This is a genomic window from Legionella sp. 227 (genome assembly GCF_043161935.1).
GTDB classification, from domain to species: domain Bacteria; phylum Pseudomonadota; class Gammaproteobacteria; order Legionellales; family Legionellaceae; genus Legionella; species Legionella sheltonii.
Map to the genome: position 1 here is coordinate 2,029,059 of NZ_CP171154.1, position 21,395 is coordinate 2,050,453.

Sequence of the window (21,395 nt, forward strand, 5' to 3'; positions counted from 1 at the left end):
TGCTCAAATGACGGGAAGTGAGGGGCATCCGAGTGCAGAATGTCACTGGTTTGGCTGAGATAGTAGAATTGTTAGACTCTAAATAATAAGGGCGACATTATGTTTTTCCAACGCTTAATTACAACACTGATTTTAGTGCCCTTGGTTTTATGGCTTATTTTTTATGGTAATCAGTGGCTTTTGGCAGGAATTGTTTTGCTTGTTTTTCTTGCGGCATGCAGAGAGTGTTGGCAATTAATACCATTGAACCATTGGAGTCTACAAGCCGGATTTGTTGTAATTATGCTTGTGGGGTTGTGGGCTTGTGGTGCTTTCTTTTATTATTGGTTGGATATTGGCTTAATTATTTGGTGTTTGAATGTACTTGCTATCCTCAGTTTTCCTGGCTCACAGAAATATTGGGGTTATCCTGCCGTCGTAGCGATTGTTTGTTTTTTACTACTACCGCTATTCGCACAAAGCCTTATTCATTTATATAACTTGCCTAATGGCAAAGCACAGCTCGTTTATTTGCTGTTTTTAATTTGGGTTTCAGATACAGGGGCTTATCTTAGCGGAAAACTGATGGGCAAACATAAATTAATTCCTCAAGTCAGCCCTGGAAAATCTTGGGAGGGGGTTATTGGCGGCATTATTCTGTCTATGCTCATCGCGTGGATTGGGTATAGTTATTTTAAACCGGTTGCCGCGGTTCATTGGTTCGTTTTAGCCTTATGTACTATAATTATTGCAATCTTTGGTGATTTATTCATTAGTATATTAAAGCGTCGTTGCCATTTAAAAGATACAGGCGCTCTTATTCCGGGACATGGTGGTATTTTAGACCGTTTGGATAGTTTAATTGCAGCGTTGCCTGTTTTTTATTTTGGATTAACTTGGTAATAGTCGCAGGCGGCCCTATTGTCTGAGCTGTAAAAAATCGATAATCAGGATGCTTTTCGCAAATGTGCATGGCAAGAAAGCACTTTTTACGTAGGTCTCGGAGAATTTGAATCGTAATTCTTGAGGATTACTTCATTTAGGATAGAACTATGCTTTCAACATTGCTGTATTTTCTTTTGGCGTTGGTCTTGTTAGTTACGGTACATGAGTATGGTCATTTTCAAGTGGCGCGTTGGTGTGGCGTTAAGGTTCTACGCTTTTCTTTTGGTTTTGGTCCTATCTTAGCGCGTTGGCGTGACAAAAAAGGAACAGAGTATGCCTGGTCGTTATTTCCTCTGGGCGGCTATGTCAAAATGCTTGATGAATCAGAGGGAGATGTAGACGAAAAAGAGCGCCATTTAGCCTTTAATAATCAATCTCTGTGGAAAAGAGCCGCAATCGTACTTGCAGGGCCTTTTTTCAATTTTATTTTTGCCTTTGTTGCGTTATGGTTCGTTTTGATTATTGGGATGCAATCATTAGCACCGATGATCGAATCAGTGAAACCCAATAGTATCGCGGCACATGCTGGATTAAATGCAAAGGAAGAAATTATTGCATTGAATCATACTAAGATAAACAGTTGGCGGGATTTCCAGTATGCGCTCATGCCTCTTGTTGGTTCTCAAGAAACAATTCAGTTAACAATAAAATCTTTGGTTAATGGAAAGGAACGGCAGGTATTTTTGCCTCTGACCAATTGGCAATTAGACAGCAAAAAGCCTGATCCGCTTGAAAGTCTTGGGATTCAACCGTTTATTCCTTCAATCCCCCCTATAGTAGGTGAGGTAGTCCCTAATTCTCCGGCGGCGAAAGCAGGGCTTGAGAATGGCGATAAAATATTAAGCGTTGATGGAAAACCTTTTGATGATTGGTTGTTTTTAGTGGATTACGTACAAACTCGTCCTAATCAACAATTAACTTTATCGCTTAAAAGAAATGGCAGTATACAAAATGTTGTAGTACAAACTGGCAGTCAGAAAAATAAGGGTAAAATTGAAGGGTTTTTGGGAGTTCGCTCACAAAAAGTAAAATGGCCAGCACATTGGTTACGTTTAGAGAGAGAAGATCCTTTAACTGCCGTAGGTACTGCATTAAGACAAACGGTGCAACTAACTGGCACTACATTTACTTTAATGGGGCGGTTAGTTACGGGTAAATTGGGATTAAATAGTATTAGTGGGCCTGTGGGTATCGCTCAGGGGGCGGGTGATTCAGGGCGTAGCGGGTTAACAACCTATCTATTTTTTCTTGCTTTGGTCAGTATTAGCTTAGGTGCATTAAATTTATTACCTATTCCGATGCTGGATGGTGGTCACTTGATGTATTATCTTTTGGAAGCAATTCGACGTAAACCCGTATCTGATGGCTTAAAGTCAGCAGGAGCCTATTTAGGTTTATTGCTCTTGGCAGCCCTGATGTTTATCGCGTTGTCTAATGATTTATCAAGACTTGCGGGATAATTTTCGAAAAACTTCGTCATGCTAGATTACAGGTCGTCTTGATCGTTGCTCCTGAGACGAAAAAGGCATAGGTTAAATAGCATTTTGGGTTTCTTGGAATGATGAATCAAGCCATTAATCGCAAAGTATTGGCAAAGTCAGGGAACAAAAACTTGACAGTAGTTTCTACTTCCTATAAAAAGTGTTTCAATTTTCAGTGTACCAAATTTGAGAGTTAATAGTACACGTAGTACTGGGCGTAAAATAATAATGAAAAAAATCAGTAGTAAGTTTATATTAGGTGTTTGTTGTTCCTCGCTCATAGCCTGGTCTTCACAAACAATAGCAGCAGATACTTTCGTTGTTCGCGGTATTAAAGTCACAGGCTTGCAACGTGTTTCCACTGGAACAGTACTCAATTATATACCTGTCCAGGTTGGAGAAGAGATTGGCCCTGAATCTACTGCTGAGATTATTCGCACCCTTTATGATACCGGTTTTTTTCAGTCTGTTTCATTAGAGCGTCAAGGTAACACTTTGATTGTCAATGTGGTTGAAAGAGCCACTATAGGTTCTATTAGTGTTGTCGGGAATAAAGAAATTCCTAGTGACAAGATGAAAGACTTCCTTAAAGAAATGGGTTTAGTGAAAGGTCGTGTTTTCCAAACATCGACTTTGGAGCGTTTGGAAAAGGAATTGAAACAAGCCTATAACGCGAGAGGAAAATATAATGCGCGTATCGAAACTCGAGTTAGCCCTTTAACTGATAACCGGGTTGGTATCACCATTACTATTTCTGAGGGGCGTGTTTCCCGGATTAAACAAATCAAAATAATAGGTAATCACGATTTTACAACTAATGAATTATTACCCGAGTTTACTCTCTCCAAATCGGGTATCTTTACTTATTTTACTAAAAAAGATCAGTACTCTAAATCAGGTATGGATGCCTCTTTAGAAGCATTGCGTTCTTTTTACCTGGATAGAGGTTATTTGAAGTTTAAAATTATCTCCTCTCAAGTATTACTGTCGCCTGATAGAAAAGACGTTTATATCAATGTTCATATCGAAGAGGGGCCTCAATATCATTTTTCAGGCTATAAAGTAGTAGGGAAGCCGATATTGCCTCCGGAGAAAATTAATTCCTTAATTCAAGTCAAAAAAGGTGCTGTTTTTTCACGTAAAAAAGTAACTGATTCAATTTCTGCTATTGGTTTGGCTTTAGGTGATATAGGTTATGGTTTCCCAGCAATTAATGCTGAACCACAGATAGACGAGAATAATAAAACCGTATTTATTGCCTTTATTGTACAGCCTGGCCGCCATGTTTATGTTCGTCGCATCAAGTTTCATGGCAATACCAAAACCAGTGATTATGTATTGCGAAGTGTCATTCGTCAGGATGAGGGGGGACTTTTATCGCTGCATAATATTAAAGAATCTGAACGGCAATTGCGCTTATTAGGTTACTTAAAAAATGTAGACGTAAAGACTAATCCTGTGCCAGAAGCAAATAACCAAGTGGATTTGGATGTTAACGTAGAAGAAGCGCCTTCAGCAGAAGCAAGTGCCTCCATTGGCTATGGTACGAATGGTTATCAATTAAATGCCTCAGTAAATCAACATAATTTTATGGGTACTGGACGCTCTATGGGGGCTGCATTTACTGCGAGCAAATGGGGACAGGATTATACAGTAAATTATTATAATCCTTTTTATACCGATACAGGTATAGGACGCGGCTTAAATCTTTATTATGCCCGCGTTGACCCGAGAAACCTTAATGTCAGTACTTACAACTCCAACCGTTTTGGTGGTGATGTGAACTATAGTATCCCGCTTGGGGAAACCAGTAGATGGCAATTGGGCTATGGATATCAAGATGTAGAAATCAAGAGTGTTGGCTATGTAGTGCCCATTCAGAACTTTGTGCAGATGTATGGAACCCATTTCCAGGAAATTCGTTTATCAACAGGTTGGAGTAGGAACAGCTATGATCAATTTCCTTATCCTACAAGAGGGATTAACCAACAAATTTCGGGTGTGGTCGCCTTACCTGCAACTTCAGATTCATTGTCTTACTTTAAAGGCTCTTATCAAGCGCGTATGTACCAACCTATAACAAGAGGATGGATCTTCTCCTTACAAGGTTTTGCAGGTTATGGAAATTCTTTTAACAATAAAGGATTGCCATTTTTTGAAAACTACTACGCAGGGGGTACAGCACAACCAGGCCAGGTACGTGGATATGACAGCTACTCTTTAGGACCATTGGATAATTACCGTAATTCTGTGGGGGGTAACTTATTACTCAGCGGAACGGCGGGAATTATATTGCCTTATCCTTTGAGTCGAGATAATGTGAGAACAACTGCCTTTGTGGATGCGGGTAACGTATTTGCGGTGAATACCTTACCTACTTTGACTGGTAAATATGAAGGTCCTATAAGATATTCAGCAGGTCTTTCACTTGAATGGCGCTCTCCATTTGGTCCGCTAGCATTTAGCTTGGCTAAGGCATTGAATCCTCAACCATTCGATCAAAAGCAATTCTTCCAATTTGCTCTATCTTCAGGATTTTAACTGATAATTTTCTTTCTTTTCTCCCTGAACTGGGAGAAAAGATTGAGCATATTATTTGTTACAAAATTATCGAAAATCATGCTGTACATATCGCAACCTATTGCGAATTGTGCTAGCATCATGCTCTTTAAATTTGGGAGATTAGTTATGAAGCGGTTAGGTCTGGTCTTAGTGGCCTTTGTTTTTAGCATATTTGGCACAACTGCATTTGCTGATGCAGCAAAAATTGGTGTAGTTGATCTGCAAAAAATCATGCAGACTTCCAGTCAAATAAAAGAAATCCAAAAAAAATTAGAGAAAGAGTTTAAACCACGTCGCGATAAGCTTGTTGCTGTTGAAGCTGGCATTAAAGCGGACATGGAAAAATTTAAGCGTGATAGCGCGATTCTGAGTGCGGCTCAAAAGAAAGAAATGGAAAAGAAAATTGTGAGTGCACAACAACAATTTGAGCGTGATGGTCAGCAATATCAACAAGAATTAAGCACTGCAAATAATGAAGCAATGGAAGCATTGTATGCTAAAGTTCGTGCAGCAATTGCAAAAGTTGCTAAAGATGACAAGTACGATCTTATTGTACAAAAAGATGCAGCTCCTTTCAGTGCAACTACTCTTGATGTAACTGATAAAGTTGTAAAAGCAATTAATTAACCGGCGATGTAAAATTGCTGACGTTAGCAGAATTAGCTAATCATTTAGGTGGCGTGTGGCATGGAAATGCCAATCACGCCATTTTTTGTTATGCCTCCCTTGCTCGAGCTACATCTCAGGATGTTGCTTATTACGATAATTCGGCGTTACTCCCACTTCTGAGTACCACATTAGCTGGTGCGGTGCTGCTCAAATCAGAACATCGCCATTTATTTCCAGGAAACTGTATTGTTGTCGCACATCCTTCACAAGCAATGATACATGCTGCCCAGCTTTTATCAGCTCCACTGCCTGCAGTTTCCGGTATTGATCCTACAGCTATGGTTCATGAGTCTGCTCAATTAGGGCACGACGTATCAATAGGTGCTTATAGTGTCATTGGTGCTAATGCACAATTGGCTGATGGCGTGAGCATCGGAGCGAATAGCGTTATTGAATCTTCCGTACGCATTGGTAAAAACAGTCAAATTGGACATGAGGTAGTGATTCATTCAGGATGTCAGCTGGGTGCTCAAATAATCATAAATTCTGGCTGTGTCATTGGTGCTTCTCCATTTAATTATTTAAAACAACATGGACACTGGCAACAAGGCTTTAATGCAGGGGCTGTGGTTATCGAAAATCAAGTACACATAGGTTCGAATACCGTTATCGATCGTGGCTCATTAAGCGATACTTATTTGGGAGAAGGGGTTTGTATTGATAATTTGGTTCAGGTTGCGCATGACGTGTTGGTTGGTAAGAATACAATTATTGCAGGGTGCGCGGCTATAGGTGCATATGCGCAAATAGGAGCAGATTGTATCATCGGTGGTGCGAGTTGTATTGCCGCTCATGTACACTTGGCGGATGACATAGTGATTACCGGAATGTCTACAGTCAGCAAATCGCTTGCCAAACCTGGAATTTATTCATCCGGTACTCTAGTACATGAACATCATCGCTGGCGTCGTAATGCGGCACGATTTCGACGATTGGATGATTATATGGTAAAGCTTGGCATCTTAGAGAAAAAATTGAGTAGTATTGAATAAGAAGAATAAGTTTTTAGCATTAACAATTGATTTGAACCTTCTAAATCAGGATAATGTTTTTCCTTTGGACTCCCTTTTGGGCCATACTAAGCGTACTTATTAAAGCGAGATTGCGTATGAGTGAACCTGTAGATATAAAACAGATTTTTAATATATTGCCGCACCGGTACCCCATGCTCTTGGTAGACAGGGTGCTCGATTTTACACCATATGACTGTTTGACTGCTATAAAAAATGTCACTATGAATGAGAATTTCTTTTCTGGCCATTTCCCGGAAAATCCAATTATGCCAGGTGTATTAATGCTGGAGGCGTTAGCACAAGCGAGTGGACTTTTAGCAGGATTGTCTCAAACACCTGAAGAAAATTATGGTATTTTGCATTTTTTTGCAGGTATCGATAATGCAAAATTTAAACATGTGGTTACTCCTGGAGATCAGTTGCGCTTGGAAGTAAAGATATTAGCAAGAAAAAGAGAATTTTGGCGTGTGCATGGCGAAGCCTATGTGGGTGATAAACTGGCCTGTTCCGCGGATTTATTAAGTGCTGCAAAGGAAATTCAAAAGTGATAGATGAACGAGCAATAATTCACCCTTCTGCAAAGCTTGCAAAAGGGGTTTCAGTAGGTCCTGGTGCCGTAATCGGCGCTGATGTAGAAATAGGTGAGAATACCTGGATTGGTCCTTATGCACTCATTGAGGGCCCGACCACCATTGGGAAAAATAATAAAATTTTCCAGTTTGCTTCAGTAGGTGATGATCCCCAAGATATTACATATAAAGGTGAACCCACTCGTCTAGAAATTGGTGACGATAATATCATTCGCGAATACTGTATGATTAGTCGTGGAACCGTTAAAGGGGGAGGAGTTACCCGCATAGGCAATAATAACTTTTTTATGGCTTATTCGCATGTGGGGCATGATTGCATCATTGGTAATCAAATTATACTGGTTAGCTACGCTGCGTTATCAGGGCATGTCACTGTCGGTGATTATGCAAATATAGGCGGATATGCCGCAGTCCATCAGTTTTGTCATGTAGGTGCCTATGCGTTTATTGCTAGAGCTTCTTATGTAGCTAAAGACGTACTTCCCTATCTCATGATTTCAGGGGATACAACTTCTGCTTGTGGCATTAATACCGTTGGATTGCGTCGACGAGGATTTTCATCTGAAGCAATTGATGGTTTACGACGTGCCTATAAAATAATTTTCCGCAAAGGATTAACGGTACAACAGGCTGTTGCTGAATTAGAATTAATGCAAAATGAATGCCCTGAAGTTGTTTTAATGATTGATGCATTAAATCAATCCACACGTGGAATTGTTCGATAAATTGATTAGAGTGATATCCTATGCTAGACATTCAATTATTGCGGGATGATCCGCAATTTGTTGCTTCCCAATTGCTAAAGCGGGGATTTAAGTTTGATGTTTCATCGTTTACTGCTTTAGAAGAAAAGCGTAAAGCGCTGCAGGTTGCCACACAAGCATTGCAAAATGAGCGCAATTTACGTTCTAAAGCGATTGGTGAAGCAAAGTCTCGCGGTGAAGACATTGAGCCAATGCGCGAGGAAATGGGCCGTCTTGCTAAGGAATTAGAAGAGAAGAAGGACGAACTGGATGATTTGCTCCAGCAAATTGAGGCAATTGCTCTAAGATTACCCAATATTCCTCATGAATCGGTTCCTGTTGGTGAAGATGAACAGCACAATCTAGAAATTAGACGCTGGGGTAAAGTGCCTACTTTTGATTTCCCCGTTAAGTCTCATGATGAATTGGGTGAGAACTTAAACCAAATGGATTTTGCTTTGGCTGCTAAACTGACTGGCAGTCGTTTTGTAGTTATGAAAAATCAACTGGCTCGATTACATCGTGCTTTAATTCAATTTATGTTGGACATACATACGCAACAACATGGTTATCAAGAAATTTATGTGCCTTATATTGTCAATGCAGACAGTCTAATGGGCACAGGGCAATTACCAAAATTTGAAGAGGACTTGTTTAAGTTAACTGGAGAGCATGGGTATTATTTGATCCCTACTGCAGAAATTCCGGTAACCAATACAGTTCGTGATGTGCTTTTAGAGGAACAGGTTTTGCCTATTCGTTATGCCTGTCATTCGCCTTGTTTTCGTAGTGAAGCGGGTTCTTACGGTAAAGATACCAAAGGGATGATCCGACAACATCAATTTGAAAAGGTTGAGTTAGTTTGGATTACTAAACCTGAAGACTCATATGCTGCTTTAGAACAATTAGTAAACCATGCGGAAACCATTTTACAGCGTTTGGAGTTGCCTTATCGAGTGATCACTCTGTGTACGGGGGATATGGGACCTAGTTCAGCAAAGACTTATGACTTAGAAGTTTGGTTACCCAGTCAAAACACGTACCGAGAAATTTCATCCTGCTCGAATATGGAATCTTTCCAGGCAAGACGAATGAAAGCACGCTACAGACAGGGGCAAACACGGGAAATCGAATTAGTCCATACACTGAATGGCTCAGGTCTTGCAGTAGGCAGAACATTGGTTGCATTGATGGAAAATTATCAAGATAAAGAAGGAAATATCCATATTCCAATGGCTTTAAGACCTTATTTAGGTGGTATTGAGTGTATTCGACGCGATGTGTGAATACTGAATAAAACAGTTGCCATGAGCTGCAGCTTTGGCTGCGGCAAAAATCAAGAATACCAGCCCTTTAATTACCCATCCTAAGTTCCATGGTCTGATTCGATACAATGTCGCTAGCCATGTGCTTATTATTTTGAGCTAAGGCTGAAAAGAAGGTGAGTCGTGGGTTATTAAAGAAGCTTCTTTTTCCGTCTATAGAGTGTTCTGAACTCTTTAATAAATCTAAAGTAGTGTCTATATCCCCTGCTAATGCATCATCGGTTATTTCTGAATGCCATTCGTTCTGTAATTCATGATGCCCAGGATTTAGTTCTTCTAGTTCACTTTGAATTTCTTTCGAAGCAGCACGCTCTTCCGTGTCGATTTCTGCTAATTCAAAAAATGAATGGCTATATGGATTAAAAACAGAATGGTCTAAAACATCTGCATGAGCTTGCTCCAACAATTCAGTTAGAAATCCAGCGGATCTTGGTTCTAGATCGTCCTTAGGATTAAGCTTGGTATGATGGGGTGCTTTATCTTTTAATGCATGCTGATGAATCCCTGTGATTTCACGAAGTAAGATTTTGTTAATGAGTGACTTCATATTGGCGCTGCTTTGGATCTGCTTTAAAATGTTTCTTAAATAATCAATATTAACGGGATAGCTAGGGCCGTTTTTTTTCATTTTCCTAGAGTTTTGTGCACCAAATAAAGAATAAGGATTTTTTTTGTCACAGCGATTTTGGAGAACATGATAGGCAGGCATTGTTCTTGCCAAATTATGACCTAATGTTTTTTCCCTGAATTTTAAAAATAGCCAACGTTTTCTCTTTCTTTGTCTGGCTTTAAAATGTGCTTTTCTAATTAAAGCAAACAGATGTCGTAATCTGGAAGTGAATGACGGAGTTATGAATAATTTATTAATGACATTAAATTGTCGGGTAACTGTTAGAAAAAACAATAGGTTATGTTTAAATAAAAATTTGAATTCTTGTTTTTTTTGCTCATTTTGATGCATTACATCAAATGGGTTAGGTGCTGCATTTATTTTTCTGAGCCACTCTAGATAAGATACTAATAAGGGATAAGCCGCTTCTGTTAATTGAAGGCGTTTAAAAAATCTATGCGAGTTTTGAATCGTTCTTTGTAAAGGCACATCCAGTGCTAATTGAATGGCATCCATATCACTCAATTCCTGTTCATCCAAGTTTTAAAAGTATAGTAGTTTTTGAAAAAAGTGCATTTATTTTGGTCGTTATGATTTATTGATTGTCTTTCAGTGAGTTAAGTTAATCTTTTGACTTCCAGGAATATTTGCTTTTATGATGTTTTTATTTCTGTTGTGTGTTTATTGAAAAAATAGTTGGGTAGATAGGATTTTTTCAACAAAGCTTCTATTCAAAGGGAATATGATGTTGCTCGATACCTTGGATCTGGTGAATACCCTAGAAGATTATTTACTGCTATGGTTTTCTTTTCCTAAAAATAAACTATTTGCCCAAGTGACAACGGTAATGAATCAAAGACCACATATTCGAACTATGGATCTTTACCATTTTACCCCTAAAGGCTCATTGATTTTTGTAACTGACACCCGCTCACCCAAATGGATGAAAAAAAATTGCCTCCTTTTTGAGTGAAAACCTTTTGCAGTGTATTCGGGTATTTGGGGAAATAGAAAAAGAGGAAGTTATGGTGAAAAAAGGAAAATTTTATTGTTTGGCGATTCTCAACATTTTAACCATAATTTTTTCTCAGAATATAGGTGCAGCTTGTTCCATCACTGATTCATCAGGCCAAACTATTGGACCAATGGAAGATGTTTTAGGACGTTTACTTTTATCGGATGCACCATGTCCCCAAAATGTTTTTGTATTGCGCCAACTGCTCAAAAACTCAGGGTTAACCTTGAAAACTACATTGGTTGCTAATCGTGGATTTCATAATCCAACTCTGGGAAGTTTTAGTTTATTTGAAATGGCTTTGGGGGAGTTAAAAGTCAATGATGCTCATTGGCCGATTCAAGAGGGCGATTTTTTCTTCGGGCATTTTACAGCAATAGGACCAGTGGGAGATTTAATAGCGGATCAGAATCCAGAGAAAGATTCACTGATGATTGAAGCGTTTGCTTGGGATTCAAAGAAAGAAGTATTTAATTTCTATGAATTACGCGGTGATGGCTCCCAAGGGCAATGGTTCTATCGAGGAGATTCGTCTGATATTTTTGCCGATAATGAATTACTCCATCGCCAGCCCGATCCAAAGCACCCACAATTTGGTAATCGACTTCGTTGTTCAGGTTGTCATGGTGCTGGCGGACCGATTATGAAAGAACTGGATCAGCCTCATAATGATTGGTGGGAGCCTGTTAGACAACTGGATTTTGGTGGACACCATCCTGATGCCTCATTACAAGAGATTTTAGAAACATTGGTTCCTCCTGAGCAATTAGCTAAAAATGTTTTAATAGGACTGCAAAAATTGAATCAAAGTAAAAGATTGCTTTCATTACAAGAACAACTCCGTCCTTTATTTTGTCCTGTTGAATTAAATTTAATGTCCGATAGTTATCCCAATGATAAACAACATACCACAATAAATATTCCTATAGAGTTTTTTCTTGACCCAAGATTTTTGCAAGTTAAAGGAAAGCAAACTATTAAGATTTCACGAACTTTATATCAAAACGCATTAAACGAGATAGGCAGTCATTTTCCAGAAACTGATTTGAGCGATGCAGATCACGCCTGGCTTACTCCAGTTAAGGCTAAATCCGATCAGTTAGCAATAGATAATCTCCTAAAAAATGGGATCATTGATTCGAAGTTTATGATGGATGTTTTAGACGTAGATATGACCAATCCAATATTTTCCTCAGCTCGTTGTAGGCTTTTGCGTTTACTTCCTAATGCAGCTACACCGAACTGGCTTGCGGTATTCAAGGAAAACCTCAATCAATCGTCCGACTGGGCGGCTAAAAAATTACTTAAAAACCTCATGTCTCAACAGCAAGATCCCGCTTTTTATGAGCAAAAAGCAAAGAAATATCTACAACAATGCCAGTTAAAACTGCAAAATAGCAAAAACGTATTAATGGTGTATCGCTTATTGGCACAAAGACGAGCGGAGATTCGTGCCTCTGAAATCTCATTAAATCCTCGAGGGCAGATTTTGGAACCTGGATTTCGCATTATCTTCCCTGAAAATAAAATAAACTCAACTCCTGAGCGATTAAAACTTACTTTAACCTGTGAGGTAATTGAAGACATTTGATTTATAGCAGTATCTCAATAAGCCTACCTCCTCGGATGCCCTTTGGGAGAGGAATAAAAATTAATAGATCTTGAGACCTTAGCTGTTTCATAAGTAAAGAAAAAATTTATTGCCTTCCTGGTTTATCTGCTGGATTAACATCTCATTTAATTGTAACCTTCATACTTGTTTATTAGTTGTTTTTAAGTAGTTATGCTGCTTTAGCTTTAACCTGGTTTAGGAAAGAATATGGTTATTTATGAAGTAAATTTGGCCATTGATGGTGATATTTATCCTCAATTTCAAATATGGCTAAAAAAGCATGTCAAAGAGATGCTGCAGATTCCTGGATTCATTCAAGCAAGTGTTTTGAAACCCGAACATGAGGAAACTGTGGAGCAGGAACAATTAACAGTCCAATATCAATTAGAAAATAGAGATTTTCTAAATGTATATTTTGCTGAATTTGCACAAAAAATGCGTGAAGAAGGGCTTAATCTATTTAAAGATAAATTTTCCGCCCAAAGACGAATTTTCGAGGTTCAGACTAATTTCTTACATTAAAAAATTTGCATAGGCAGTATGTTTTCATATAGCCTTTTACAATGCAAAAATTATTGCACTTTGTCCTTCGGATAAATATAGGATATAGAATGAGACAGATGATTAAATTTGGATTTATATTGGGTTTGGCGGCAACGAGCAATGCTTTTTGTGCAGATCCTGTTCAAGGAGTTTATTTGGGATTACTGGGGCAACTAAGCTATGCGCCCAATACTAATCTTAGTGTGACACTTCCTGATGGAAATACTTACAATGGTTCAGTTAAGTTAAGTGTCATCGGTGGTGGAGGCGGTGCTTCTTTAGGCTATAAAATAAAAAATTTTCGATTAGAGGGTGAGTTTCTTTTTAATCTAAACAATTACGGTTCATTCAGTACAGGCTCTTGTACCCTTATCAGTCCCGATGTTTTGGGTCCTAATGGGAGCTGCTCTGCTTTTGTTGAAGAAACCGGTCTAGGCTTTAATGGTTACACCGCAGGTATTTATGGACTTTTCAATACCTTTTATGATTTTTTGTCCAGCGATCCTAACGTCAACTTTGTTCCCTATCTGGGATTAGGTTTGGGGGGGGCTATTATTAAAAACCATGCTTTATTCCACAGTAATAACCAATGTATTTCTTTAGGTACTTGTTCACCGATTGTCTCGCAAACTGTGGATACCTCAAACAACGGCTTCGCAATACAAGGGATCGTTGGATTCAATTATTATCTTGACGACTTTACTACCCTTGGTCTTGATTTCCGATATCTTTCTACAGTCAATTTTAATAAGAATAATGCAAATACTTTGGTCACTACAACGAACTCAAATAGCAAGAATTATGGGATAGGTACCATTAATATCACCGCAAATTTTGCGCTTCAGAAAGCAGACTGATTGTTTTTCTGGTGCAGACTTTTCTGTGGCATGAACCATCAAGTTATATTGACTGATAAATCATAAAATTTATAGAAAAAAAAGCGATTCCTCTGTTTTATAGCTAGAATTAAAAAACAGAGGATTAATTTTTATCTTTAGGTGATACCTTAACGGTGATACGCCATCCCGAATGTGATGACGGCTCTTCAACTTGTGGAATGTGCACTCATGATGAAATGTGATGTCCATATCGGGAGAATCTTGGTGGTAAAACGTCTTAGAATGACGAGAGCTTTATGCAATGGGATTTAATTACCAATAGGTAGAATAAGGATTAGTTAATCCATCATTTTGATGTCAGGCATAATTTATTTACAGGAGTTCTTAAGTGATGCACAGTCTGATGAATCATTGTTTTCCCACATTCATATTTCTTTTTTATCTCATTATTTTTCTTTTGCTTAGCAAAGTAGTATTTCATTTTAAACGTAAGCTCACTAAGAACGCGGAAGACACAGCAATGGATATTGTCGGCAGTATCGGTGCTTTTTATAGTATTTTTTTAGGTTTTGTTATTTATATTTTATGGACTAATTATCAAAAAACGTATGAACTTGTTAATACAGAAGCTTCCCAATTATATATTACTGCCCAAAGCGCTAAAGCTTTTCCTCCAGAGATTCAACAAAAAGTCATAACAAACTTAAGCTTATATATTTCATCTATTGTAAATGATGATCTAGTCGCTATGTCATTAGGGGAGGAAGGAAAAACAACGCAAGGAATAGGGGACAACTTGTATCGTATTTTGTTGCACTATCAACCTAAAGCTTCTGTTGCTAATTTTTACCAAAGTGCAGTTTCTGCATGGAATCAGGCGACTCAGTCTCGTGATTTTCGTTTGAATATGCTCAATCCAGCAATTCCTATTGCCTGGTATATTATTATTTTTTTAGGTGCTTTTTTTATAATTGGTATCTATTCTTTGGAGTCGAGTTTGCAGGGGCATCCTTTTCTGTATATTTTATGCATTTTTCTCGCCATTTACATGACTGCTATCACCGTTCTAAGTTTTCCATATTCGGGTTGGGTCAAGGTATCGGATGTACCCTTTAATCGACTGTATAAGACCTTAAATAATTTACCCATTCAATCCAGTATAAAAATTGGAGAGGGTGCAAAAAGCAATAATTTTTGAGTTCATCATTAAATTGAGACGGAAATTTGGATTAATTCATTATAATTTAGGGAATAATCATGGCATTAGAATTTGATGTAATTGTTTTAGGTGGTGGCAAAGGAGGTAAAACTCTGGCTGTTGATCTAGCCAAAACTGGGCAACGGGTTGCCATGGTTGAAGACAACCAAATTGGTGGTACTTGCATCAATGTGGCGTGTATCCCTACAAAAACGCTCGTACAATCTGCAAAGATTGCACATTATTGCCGTTCATCCTCAGATTATGGTCTTGAGGCTACTCTTGCACCCGTAGATTTTAAAGCAATTCGAGCGCGTAAAGATGCTGTCGTTCATGCAATGCGAGAGGCTAATTTAAAACAATTTTTGGATTCAGGAATGGATCTGATGTTGGGGCGTGGACACTTCATTGGACCGAAGACAATTGAGGTTCTTTTGTCATCACCACGTGATGGTAAAAAAGTAGTGGAAATTACCGCGGACAAAATTTTTATTAATACCGGTGCCTTACCTTTTATACCGCCAATTCCAGGCCTCGACACAATAAAATATCATACCAATGACAGCCTAATGAATGTCAATAAAGTGCCGAAGCATTTGCTTATTGTTGGTGGTGGTTATATCGGTTTGGAGTTTGCTCAATTATTTCGACGATTGGGGGCAGAGGTTACAGTAATCGAGGCTGATAGTAAGTTTCTTGGTCGTGAAGATAGAGATATTGCGGAACAAGTTCTTAATACTTTAACTAAAGAAGGGATTCATTTTGCTCTTAATACTAAAATTAATAGTATTCGAGAAGAACATGGCGAAGTATTTGTTGATGTAAATCAGAATGGAGAGCCAGCGTTGATTCGTGGGAGTGACGTACTCATTGCTGTTGGACGTACAGCGAATACGGCAGGATTAAATGTAGAGAAAGCAGGGGTTCAGCTTGATGAACGTGGATTTATTAAAGTAAATGATTATCTAGAAACTACAGCTAAAGGCATTTGGGCTTTAGGAGACGTAAAGGGTGGGGCTCAATTTACGCATTTATCTTTAGATGATTATCGGTTAGCAAAACATAATCTGCAACACCCTCAAAATAAGCATTCAGTTCAAGGACGACTTATTCCTTATACAGTATTTCTTGATCCAGAACTGGCTCGCATTGGTCTTACAGAAACTCAAGCGCTTGCTCAAGGCCATACTTTAAAAATAGCAAAAATTCCCGCTGCGGTGATTCCCAGGGCGAAAACACAGGGGGAAACAACGGGTCTTTTAAAAGCGGTTATTGATGCAAAAACAGATCATATTTTAGGTGTATCCATCTTCTGTGCTGAGGCGGGTGAAATACTTGGGGTAATCCAATTGGCGATGGAGGTGGGTATGCCTTATCAGCAATTACGTGATGTAATGTTTGCCCATCCTACCCTTGTAGAGAGTATTAATCTTTGGTTTGCCACGGTGACAGAAAATCCCAGCCATTGAGTCTATGACGCGAGCAATGCATGCCCTGAAGCGGAGAGGAACCCCACGAAATAAGGGGAATAAAAAATAGGTTACAAAGCGTCAAAATGCCTCTTCTTGGCGCTTTTTGAGCAAAAATATCCTTCTGAATCCCCAGGCGTTTCCGCATTTTTTTAATAAAAATAGAACAAATACTATGCAATAAGATCTAATTTTGTAGAAAAAACACTAAAAAGTGTTGATTTTAATTTCATCTTATGTAAACCTTGCTCGACTATGAGTAGGAAATTAATTTACATAATAATCGGTATTAGTTGTCTTACATTCGGTTTGCTTGGATTGTCGCTTTATAAGAAAGCGAAGGTCCATGAGCAACCACTAACTCCGAAAAAGGTAGTTATTAAAACCGAAAAGGTAAAAAAAGGTACGACAAAAAATAATACCTCACATAAAAAGGCTGAAAAAATAGCACAACAAAGCGCTAAAAAAATAGCGCAGAGTGCTAAAACCATAGCGCATGCTACTAAAAAAATAGTGGTTGCTAAGAAAAGCGCCCGGCCTAAGGACACTACAAGAAAGGTTATTATGAAAAGCAGAAATATTGCTTTGACTAAAGTATCTTTCGATGAGTTGCCAGGTTGGGATACTGCTGATGTAAAAAAATCTTTATTAGCATTTCAGAAGTCGTGTGAGACGTTTTTGAAGCAATCACCATCTCATCCGATTAGTACCCAACACATCAAATTAAAAGCCCGTGATTGGCATCCAGCATGTAAGGCCGCTTTAGCCCTGGATTCGGTTTCAGAAGATTCAGCAAAAGAGTTTTTTGAAAAATGGTTCCATCCTATTGAATTTGCGCAAAAGAAACCCGTCCATGGCTTATTTACAGGCTATTATATGCCTAAAATAAAAGGTACTTTAACAAAAAGTACTAAATACAATACGCCAATTTATGGGCTGCCAAAAGGCAAATATTCTACTTCCTATACTCGGGAGCAAATTGATAATGGCGCTCTTAAGAAAAAGGCACCTGTGATTGCATGGATCCATAGTCCTGCCGAGCGGCTCTTTTTAGAGATAGAAGGTTCAGGCGTGATTCAATTGCCTAATGGTGAAAATATCTATTTGGGATATGCAGGTGAAAATGGGGCTCCATACACCTCAATTGCCAAGGTGATGATTAATAAAGGGATTATGAGCCGGCATAATGCATCCAAAGCAGCGATTATTCGTTATTTGGAGAAACATCCTGAAAAAGCAAAAACGATTATTCAGAAAAATAAATCGTTCGTCTTTTTTGAAGATTTAAAAGAGCCCATGGCACTTGGCGCTCAAGGGATGGCTCTTACACCAGGCTATTCTTTAGCTGTAGATAAAAAATGGATTCCTCTGGGAGCTCCGTTGTGGTTGGATACCAAACGTCCTGATAAAGAAGATCAAGAGAATGAGAAACAATTCCAGCGCCTTATGATTGCCCAAGACACGGGTGGTGCAATTCGTGGGTTTATGCGTGGTGATATTTATTGGGGTTCAGGGAAGCTTGCAACATTTCTAGGCGAGCACATGAAAAATGAAGGCCATTATTGGCTTTTGCTTCCAAAAAATATTTTATCTCGGTTGGCTAAAAAATCACTTTAACTCCGTAATGCTTCTGAATGAATTAACAAACAGGTTAGTGCATCCTGGTATACAAAATACATGAGGGGGCATTGGTTATTGTCGAATAAATTCAAAGCAAAGTTGTTCCGATTGTCATAGCGCATGAAAGGATGGTAAATAGAAACCTTTTTGTAATATCTCATCACTCTAGAGGGGGAGATTTTTCTTACCTTCCGGGAGTGGTGGTGCAGAGTTAATGACATCCGTAATTAATAGAAACACAAAAGCAGTTAAAGAAAGATAAAGCAGGATTTTTGCTATAAGGATAAACGTAGGGTTAGCTCCTTTATATCTGTAAATGGCCATCAGAATTGCTAAGGCCAAAAAAGCAAAAGCGCCTGTTAACATTTGTTCTCCTTATGATGAAATTCCTTCTCATAGAGTAGTTCAAATTGCACCAGAAGTTGTCAATTAAACGTTCCGTATCTTAAATTTTGTTTCTTGATCCATTACAAGATCAGCCAAATCTAATGCTTTTTCTATAGTTGGATGAATGGACAATATTTTTATAAATAGAAAAGCGATCTGCCCAGACTAGGCGACTTACTAGAAATCAGTCACCGTTTTATATTGTTTTTGCTCATTTGGAGGACGAATAACTCAATGTCATTAATATATTATTTTTAGTTCAGCTTTTATTCGTTGGCATTCATCTTGAGATGTTTCTAATGTTGTTTGGGTCTTACGAACCGTTTGCGGTAAAATATTGAAAAATTTCATGCACGAAGTTCGCCATGAGGATTCATTATTATACTTTGCCAGTGTTAAATTTTCTTTATTTATATCCTTAGTGATTTCATCCAAAACATTGATAGCGTATATGAGTTTTTCATCAAGCTTTGCTTTCATTTCACCATAACTTTCTCTGACATAAGGGGCAATAAGGCCATTTTTCATGTCTTCAATTAAAGAGGTTAAATGAGCTAATTGTGATGAAAGGATCAAAAATTTTGCATCGGTTGCCCCGTATTTAAGGACTAATCGCCCAGCAATTCGCTCAAAATCGTGTTTCATTTTTTCTGCAACAGAGAGAATAACTGCATATTTTTCTCTAAAACGCATAAATAATTTGCTTAAATGCTCTTCAGAATTGTAATTCCTAAAGTAATCGGTATTTAGATTAGGGATAGTGGCGAGTCGATGTTTGTCTTTGTTAAAATTCTCTGAAAAATTGGTGAATGTTTCTCCATTATTATCATCTACCTTATAATAGTTTTTAAGCCGCGATAAATATTTTACGGCAGGGTATGCCTCATTTTCAGAAGGGTCGCAGATATAAGCCTCTTCACCCCATGTTGTGGGATCCAGGGGATTGCTACCAGCTTTTCTTCCGATAACTAGAAAGCAATGATCACCACCTTTTATATAAAAAACTTCTGCAGAAACATGAGGCTCATGATTAATAACATAATCTAAAGCAAGTAACGCATATTCATAACAATTTCCAACTGAGAATTTCTTACAAAGTTGAATACGTTGATAAAATTGTTGGGCATTACTATCAAATTCCAAAGAAAATTTAGGGTCCCGCATTGCCAAAATACGAAATTCAAACATCACCTCACTAATTGCTTTTTTTCGGATGTCACTATACATGTTATTGGCAGGCTGAGTTGTCCCTTCCAAAATAATTTCTCTAGCATATTTTACAGCTTTTCCTGCGATATCTTTGTTAGTCATAGGGTATCTAAAAATAAAAACAGAATTGAATAATAATAAATAAAAGGAGTTAAGTAATTATTAAAATAAAACACAAGCTGAACACTAAAACATCGTGGATAAGGTTAATTTTTGTTCATTTTTGGCTATAATTTATAAAAGCATATAAAAAGGAGTTAATATGCTGTCCAAGTTAGAGAGTGCCATTAAAAAAGAACTCCCATCTTTAGTGTTCAGGCTGATCCCAGGCACGGATTTAATTCCTACACGTAATACCCATGGCCCACGCCTAGAGTCTCTAAATACGGGCAACACTTTGCAATTAGGATATTACGGCCTTGTTAATTCGGAGGATATTGGTGGAAGGGAGGTGGAAAAATTATTACCTTGTCTGCAAGCAGAGCATCAAATTACTTCAATACTAGCGAATAATAGTGTTATAGATGATGCGGGTGCCGTATTAATCGCCAATTTCCTAAAAAATAATACTTCTCTTCGTGTTTTAGATATACACGCTAGTCAAATCAGTGAAGAAGGTTTATTTGTAATCATCGACGCCTTGAAATCAAATGATTCCTTAGAGTATCTGAATATAAGAGCAAATAAGATTACCAATAAAGTATTAGAGAGCCTTTCACTGACGCTTCAACAGCACAATACTTGTTTAAGGCAAATTGAGCTAACGCAAAACAGCGATGACCTATCAGAAAAAGCTTTAGATCAAGGGCTACTCACGAAAATTTACGAGCAATTACCTATTAATTTCGAGACGAGAAAAAGAGAAGAGCAAGAAAGGCAAATAGGGTTACTAGCCATTGGGGCAGAATCGCAGAAAGGCGGCGAACTTGAAAAAAGGCTACCGAAGGAGGTGATTGGTATTATCTCCTCTTATTTTCGCCCTCCACCTCAATCAAAACCTGGTGGGTCGAAGGAAGATGCGTCACCTACGGTGGGACCTAAATAGTCATATAGGCTAGGTGTACAGCCACAGAATTTGAGGCTCTGACTTTGTCCTGGAAAATAATATCCCTAAAATGGTTTCTTAACTCAATTATTCGCCTATATCCTCACTCCAGAGCTTACTATTTTGAGTAATGAAATGCCGCATCATGGTGATGCATTCTTTATTCTGTAAGACCTCAAGTTTGACACCATGAGATGTTAATAGCGACTCTTCCCCCATAAAGGTTTGATTTTCTCCAATCACAACATAAGGGATTTTATAAAGAAGAATGGCTCCGCTGCACATGGCGCAAGGAGAAAGAGTGGTATATAAAATGGATTGCTCATAAACTTTAGCCTGTTGTCTACCCGCATTCTCTAATGCGTCCATTTCACCATGTAAGATAGTGCTTCCTTTTTGCACCCGTTGATTATGTCCGCGCCCAATAATTTTGTTTTGATAAACAAGTACAGCACCAATGGGTATTCCACCCTGAGCAAGGCTTTGGCGTGCTTCCTTTAGCGCTTCTTCAAGATAACGTTGATGGGGCACTGACATGGTT

The 21,395-nt window shown here is 38.4% G+C and carries 20 protein-coding genes; 16 read left to right on the plus strand and 4 right to left on the minus strand.

Going from position 1 to position 21,395, the window contains the following annotated elements:
- The first annotated feature begins 99 nt into the window (after positions 1 to 99).
- The 8 genes from ACF8MK_RS08720 to serS all read left to right on the plus strand — a co-directional run bounded on the left by ACF8MK_RS08720 (position 100) and on the right by serS (position 9,268).
- Positions 100 to 882, plus strand: coding sequence for a phosphatidate cytidylyltransferase (locus ACF8MK_RS08720; RefSeq protein ID WP_392536328.1), 783 nt, complete (start codon positions 100 to 102; stop codon positions 880 to 882).
- 149 nt (positions 883 to 1,031) lie between these two features.
- Positions 1,032 to 2,384, plus strand: coding sequence for an RIP metalloprotease RseP (gene rseP / locus ACF8MK_RS08725; RefSeq protein WP_392536329.1), 1,353 nt, complete (start codon positions 1,032 to 1,034; stop codon positions 2,382 to 2,384).
- 249 nt (positions 2,385 to 2,633) lie between these two features.
- On the plus strand, positions 2,634 to 4,946 hold the full coding sequence (gene bamA / locus ACF8MK_RS08730; protein ID WP_265703417.1) for an outer membrane protein assembly factor BamA: 2,313 nt from the start codon (positions 2,634 to 2,636) through the stop codon (positions 4,944 to 4,946).
- 147 nt (positions 4,947 to 5,093) lie between these two features.
- The gene (locus ACF8MK_RS08735; RefSeq protein WP_392538943.1) at positions 5,094 to 5,594 is read left to right on the plus strand and encodes an OmpH family outer membrane protein; all 501 of its coding nucleotides are present in this window, start codon (positions 5,094 to 5,096) and stop codon (positions 5,592 to 5,594) included.
- 14 nt (positions 5,595 to 5,608) lie between these two features.
- On the plus strand, positions 5,609 to 6,628 hold the full coding sequence (gene lpxD / locus ACF8MK_RS08740; RefSeq protein ID WP_392536330.1) for a UDP-3-O-(3-hydroxymyristoyl)glucosamine N-acyltransferase: 1,020 nt from the start codon (positions 5,609 to 5,611) through the stop codon (positions 6,626 to 6,628).
- Positions 6,629 to 6,744: 116 nt separating this feature from the next.
- Positions 6,745 to 7,197, plus strand: a complete 453-nt coding sequence (gene fabZ / locus ACF8MK_RS08745) for a 3-hydroxyacyl-ACP dehydratase FabZ (protein WP_392536331.1) — start codon at positions 6,745 to 6,747, stop codon at positions 7,195 to 7,197.
- Positions 7,194 to 7,964: an acyl-ACP--UDP-N-acetylglucosamine O-acyltransferase gene (lpxA, locus tag ACF8MK_RS08750; protein ID WP_265703421.1), complete on the plus strand. Its 771-nt coding sequence runs from the start codon at positions 7,194 to 7,196 to the stop codon at positions 7,962 to 7,964. The genes fabZ and lpxA overlap by 4 nt, the downstream gene beginning before the upstream one ends.
- 20 nt (positions 7,965 to 7,984) lie before the next feature.
- Positions 7,985 to 9,268 carry a serine--tRNA ligase gene (serS, locus tag ACF8MK_RS08755; protein ID WP_392536332.1) on the plus strand — a complete coding sequence of 428 codons (1,284 nt, stop codon included), beginning with the start codon at positions 7,985 to 7,987 and terminating at the stop codon, positions 9,266 to 9,268.
- A gap of 67 nt (positions 9,269 to 9,335) precedes the next feature.
- Here serS and ACF8MK_RS08760 read toward each other — a convergent pair whose 3' ends face one another.
- Positions 9,336 to 10,433 (minus strand): hypothetical protein, encoded by a 1,098-nt coding sequence (locus ACF8MK_RS08760; protein WP_392536333.1) that lies wholly within the window; start codon positions 10,431 to 10,433, stop codon positions 9,336 to 9,338.
- Positions 10,434 to 10,659: 226 nt separating this feature from the next.
- Here ACF8MK_RS08760 and ACF8MK_RS08765 point away from each other — a divergent pair, with 226 nt between their 5' ends.
- The 7 genes from ACF8MK_RS08765 (at position 10,660) to ACF8MK_RS08795 (ending at position 18,210) form a co-directional block, all read left to right on the plus strand.
- Positions 10,660 to 10,890, plus strand: coding sequence for a hypothetical protein (locus ACF8MK_RS08765; RefSeq protein WP_392536334.1), 231 nt, complete (start codon positions 10,660 to 10,662; stop codon positions 10,888 to 10,890).
- Between the two features lie 52 nt (positions 10,891 to 10,942).
- Positions 10,943 to 12,523, plus strand: a complete 1,581-nt coding sequence (locus ACF8MK_RS08770; protein ID WP_392536335.1) for a hypothetical protein — start codon at positions 10,943 to 10,945, stop codon at positions 12,521 to 12,523.
- A 228-nt stretch (positions 12,524 to 12,751) separates the two neighbouring features.
- On the plus strand, positions 12,752 to 13,066 hold the full coding sequence (locus tag ACF8MK_RS08775; protein WP_392536336.1) for a DUF4286 family protein: 315 nt from the start codon (positions 12,752 to 12,754) through the stop codon (positions 13,064 to 13,066).
- Between the two features lie 89 nt (positions 13,067 to 13,155).
- Positions 13,156 to 13,944 carry an outer membrane beta-barrel protein gene (locus ACF8MK_RS08780; protein ID WP_265703427.1) on the plus strand — a complete coding sequence of 263 codons (789 nt, stop codon included), beginning with the start codon at positions 13,156 to 13,158 and terminating at the stop codon, positions 13,942 to 13,944.
- A gap of 373 nt (positions 13,945 to 14,317) precedes the next feature.
- Positions 14,318 to 15,124 (plus strand): hypothetical protein, encoded by an 807-nt coding sequence (locus ACF8MK_RS08785; RefSeq protein WP_392538944.1) that lies wholly within the window; start codon positions 14,318 to 14,320, stop codon positions 15,122 to 15,124.
- A 59-nt stretch (positions 15,125 to 15,183) separates the two neighbouring features.
- Complete coding sequence (locus ACF8MK_RS08790) at positions 15,184 to 16,593, plus strand: mercuric reductase (protein ID WP_392536337.1); 1,410 nt, start codon at positions 15,184 to 15,186, stop codon at positions 16,591 to 16,593.
- Positions 16,594 to 16,911: 318 nt separating this feature from the next.
- Positions 16,912 to 18,210 carry a murein transglycosylase A gene (locus ACF8MK_RS08795; RefSeq protein WP_392538945.1) on the plus strand — a complete coding sequence of 433 codons (1,299 nt, stop codon included), beginning with the start codon at positions 16,912 to 16,914 and terminating at the stop codon, positions 18,208 to 18,210.
- Between the two features lie 168 nt (positions 18,211 to 18,378).
- Here ACF8MK_RS08795 and ACF8MK_RS08800 read toward each other — a convergent pair whose 3' ends face one another.
- Together ACF8MK_RS08800 and ACF8MK_RS08805 are read right to left on the minus strand one after the other, a co-directional pair.
- Entirely contained in the window at positions 18,379 to 18,579 is a 201-nt protein-coding gene (locus ACF8MK_RS08800; RefSeq protein ID WP_392536338.1) for a DUF1328 domain-containing protein, read from the minus strand.
- Between the two features lie 261 nt (positions 18,580 to 18,840).
- Complete coding sequence (locus tag ACF8MK_RS08805) at positions 18,841 to 19,911, minus strand: hypothetical protein (RefSeq protein ID WP_392536339.1); 1,071 nt, start codon at positions 19,909 to 19,911, stop codon at positions 18,841 to 18,843.
- A gap of 160 nt (positions 19,912 to 20,071) precedes the next feature.
- On the opposite strand from ACF8MK_RS08805, the gene ACF8MK_RS08810 reads away from it, so the two are divergent.
- Entirely contained in the window at positions 20,072 to 20,854 is a 783-nt protein-coding gene (locus ACF8MK_RS08810; RefSeq protein ID WP_392536340.1) for a hypothetical protein, read from the plus strand.
- An 87-nt stretch (positions 20,855 to 20,941) separates the two neighbouring features.
- Here the strand turns inward: ACF8MK_RS08810 and ACF8MK_RS08815 are convergent, their stop codons facing one another.
- The gene (locus ACF8MK_RS08815; RefSeq protein WP_392536341.1) at positions 20,942 to 21,391 is read right to left on the minus strand and encodes a nucleoside deaminase; all 450 of its coding nucleotides are present in this window, start codon (positions 21,389 to 21,391) and stop codon (positions 20,942 to 20,944) included.
- Positions 21,392 to 21,395 lie beyond the last annotated feature (4 nt).

Excerpts from the sequence above, each read along its gene's own strand:
- ACF8MK_RS08770 (WP_392536335.1), top strand. The coding sequence starts at position 10,943 with ATGGTGAAAAAAGGAAAATTTTATTGTTTGGCGATTCTCAACATTTTA.
- serS (WP_392536332.1), top strand. The coding sequence starts at position 7,985 with ATGCTAGACATTCAATTATTGCGGGATGATCCGCAATTTGTTGCTTCC.
- ACF8MK_RS08735 (WP_392538943.1), top strand. The coding sequence starts at position 5,094 with ATGAAGCGGTTAGGTCTGGTCTTAGTGGCCTTTGTTTTTAGCATATTT.
- ACF8MK_RS08765 (WP_392536334.1), top strand. The coding sequence starts at position 10,660 with ATGATGTTGCTCGATACCTTGGATCTGGTGAATACCCTAGAAGATTAT.
- ACF8MK_RS08720 (WP_392536328.1), top strand. The coding sequence starts at position 100 with ATGTTTTTCCAACGCTTAATTACAACACTGATTTTAGTGCCCTTGGTT.
- ACF8MK_RS08810 (WP_392536340.1), top strand. The coding sequence starts at position 20,072 with ATGCTGTCCAAGTTAGAGAGTGCCATTAAAAAAGAACTCCCATCTTTA.
- rseP (WP_392536329.1), top strand. The coding sequence starts at position 1,032 with ATGCTTTCAACATTGCTGTATTTTCTTTTGGCGTTGGTCTTGTTAGTT.
- ACF8MK_RS08790 (WP_392536337.1), top strand. The coding sequence starts at position 15,184 with ATGGCATTAGAATTTGATGTAATTGTTTTAGGTGGTGGCAAAGGAGGT.
- ACF8MK_RS08815 (WP_392536341.1), bottom strand. The coding sequence starts at position 21,391 with ATGTCAGTGCCCCATCAACGTTATCTTGAAGAAGCGCTAAAGGAAGCA.
- ACF8MK_RS08785 (WP_392538944.1), top strand. The coding sequence starts at position 14,318 with ATGCACAGTCTGATGAATCATTGTTTTCCCACATTCATATTTCTTTTT.
- ACF8MK_RS08800 (WP_392536338.1), bottom strand. The coding sequence starts at position 18,579 with ATGTTAACAGGCGCTTTTGCTTTTTTGGCCTTAGCAATTCTGATGGCC.
- bamA (WP_265703417.1), top strand. The coding sequence starts at position 2,634 with ATGAAAAAAATCAGTAGTAAGTTTATATTAGGTGTTTGTTGTTCCTCG.
- ACF8MK_RS08780 (WP_265703427.1), top strand. The coding sequence starts at position 13,156 with ATGAGACAGATGATTAAATTTGGATTTATATTGGGTTTGGCGGCAACG.
- ACF8MK_RS08760 (WP_392536333.1), bottom strand. The coding sequence starts at position 10,433 with ATGGATGCCATTCAATTAGCACTGGATGTGCCTTTACAAAGAACGATT.
- ACF8MK_RS08805 (WP_392536339.1), bottom strand. The coding sequence starts at position 19,911 with ATGACTAACAAAGATATCGCAGGAAAAGCTGTAAAATATGCTAGAGAA.
- fabZ (WP_392536331.1), top strand. The coding sequence starts at position 6,745 with ATGAGTGAACCTGTAGATATAAAACAGATTTTTAATATATTGCCGCAC.
- ACF8MK_RS08775 (WP_392536336.1), top strand. The coding sequence starts at position 12,752 with ATGGTTATTTATGAAGTAAATTTGGCCATTGATGGTGATATTTATCCT.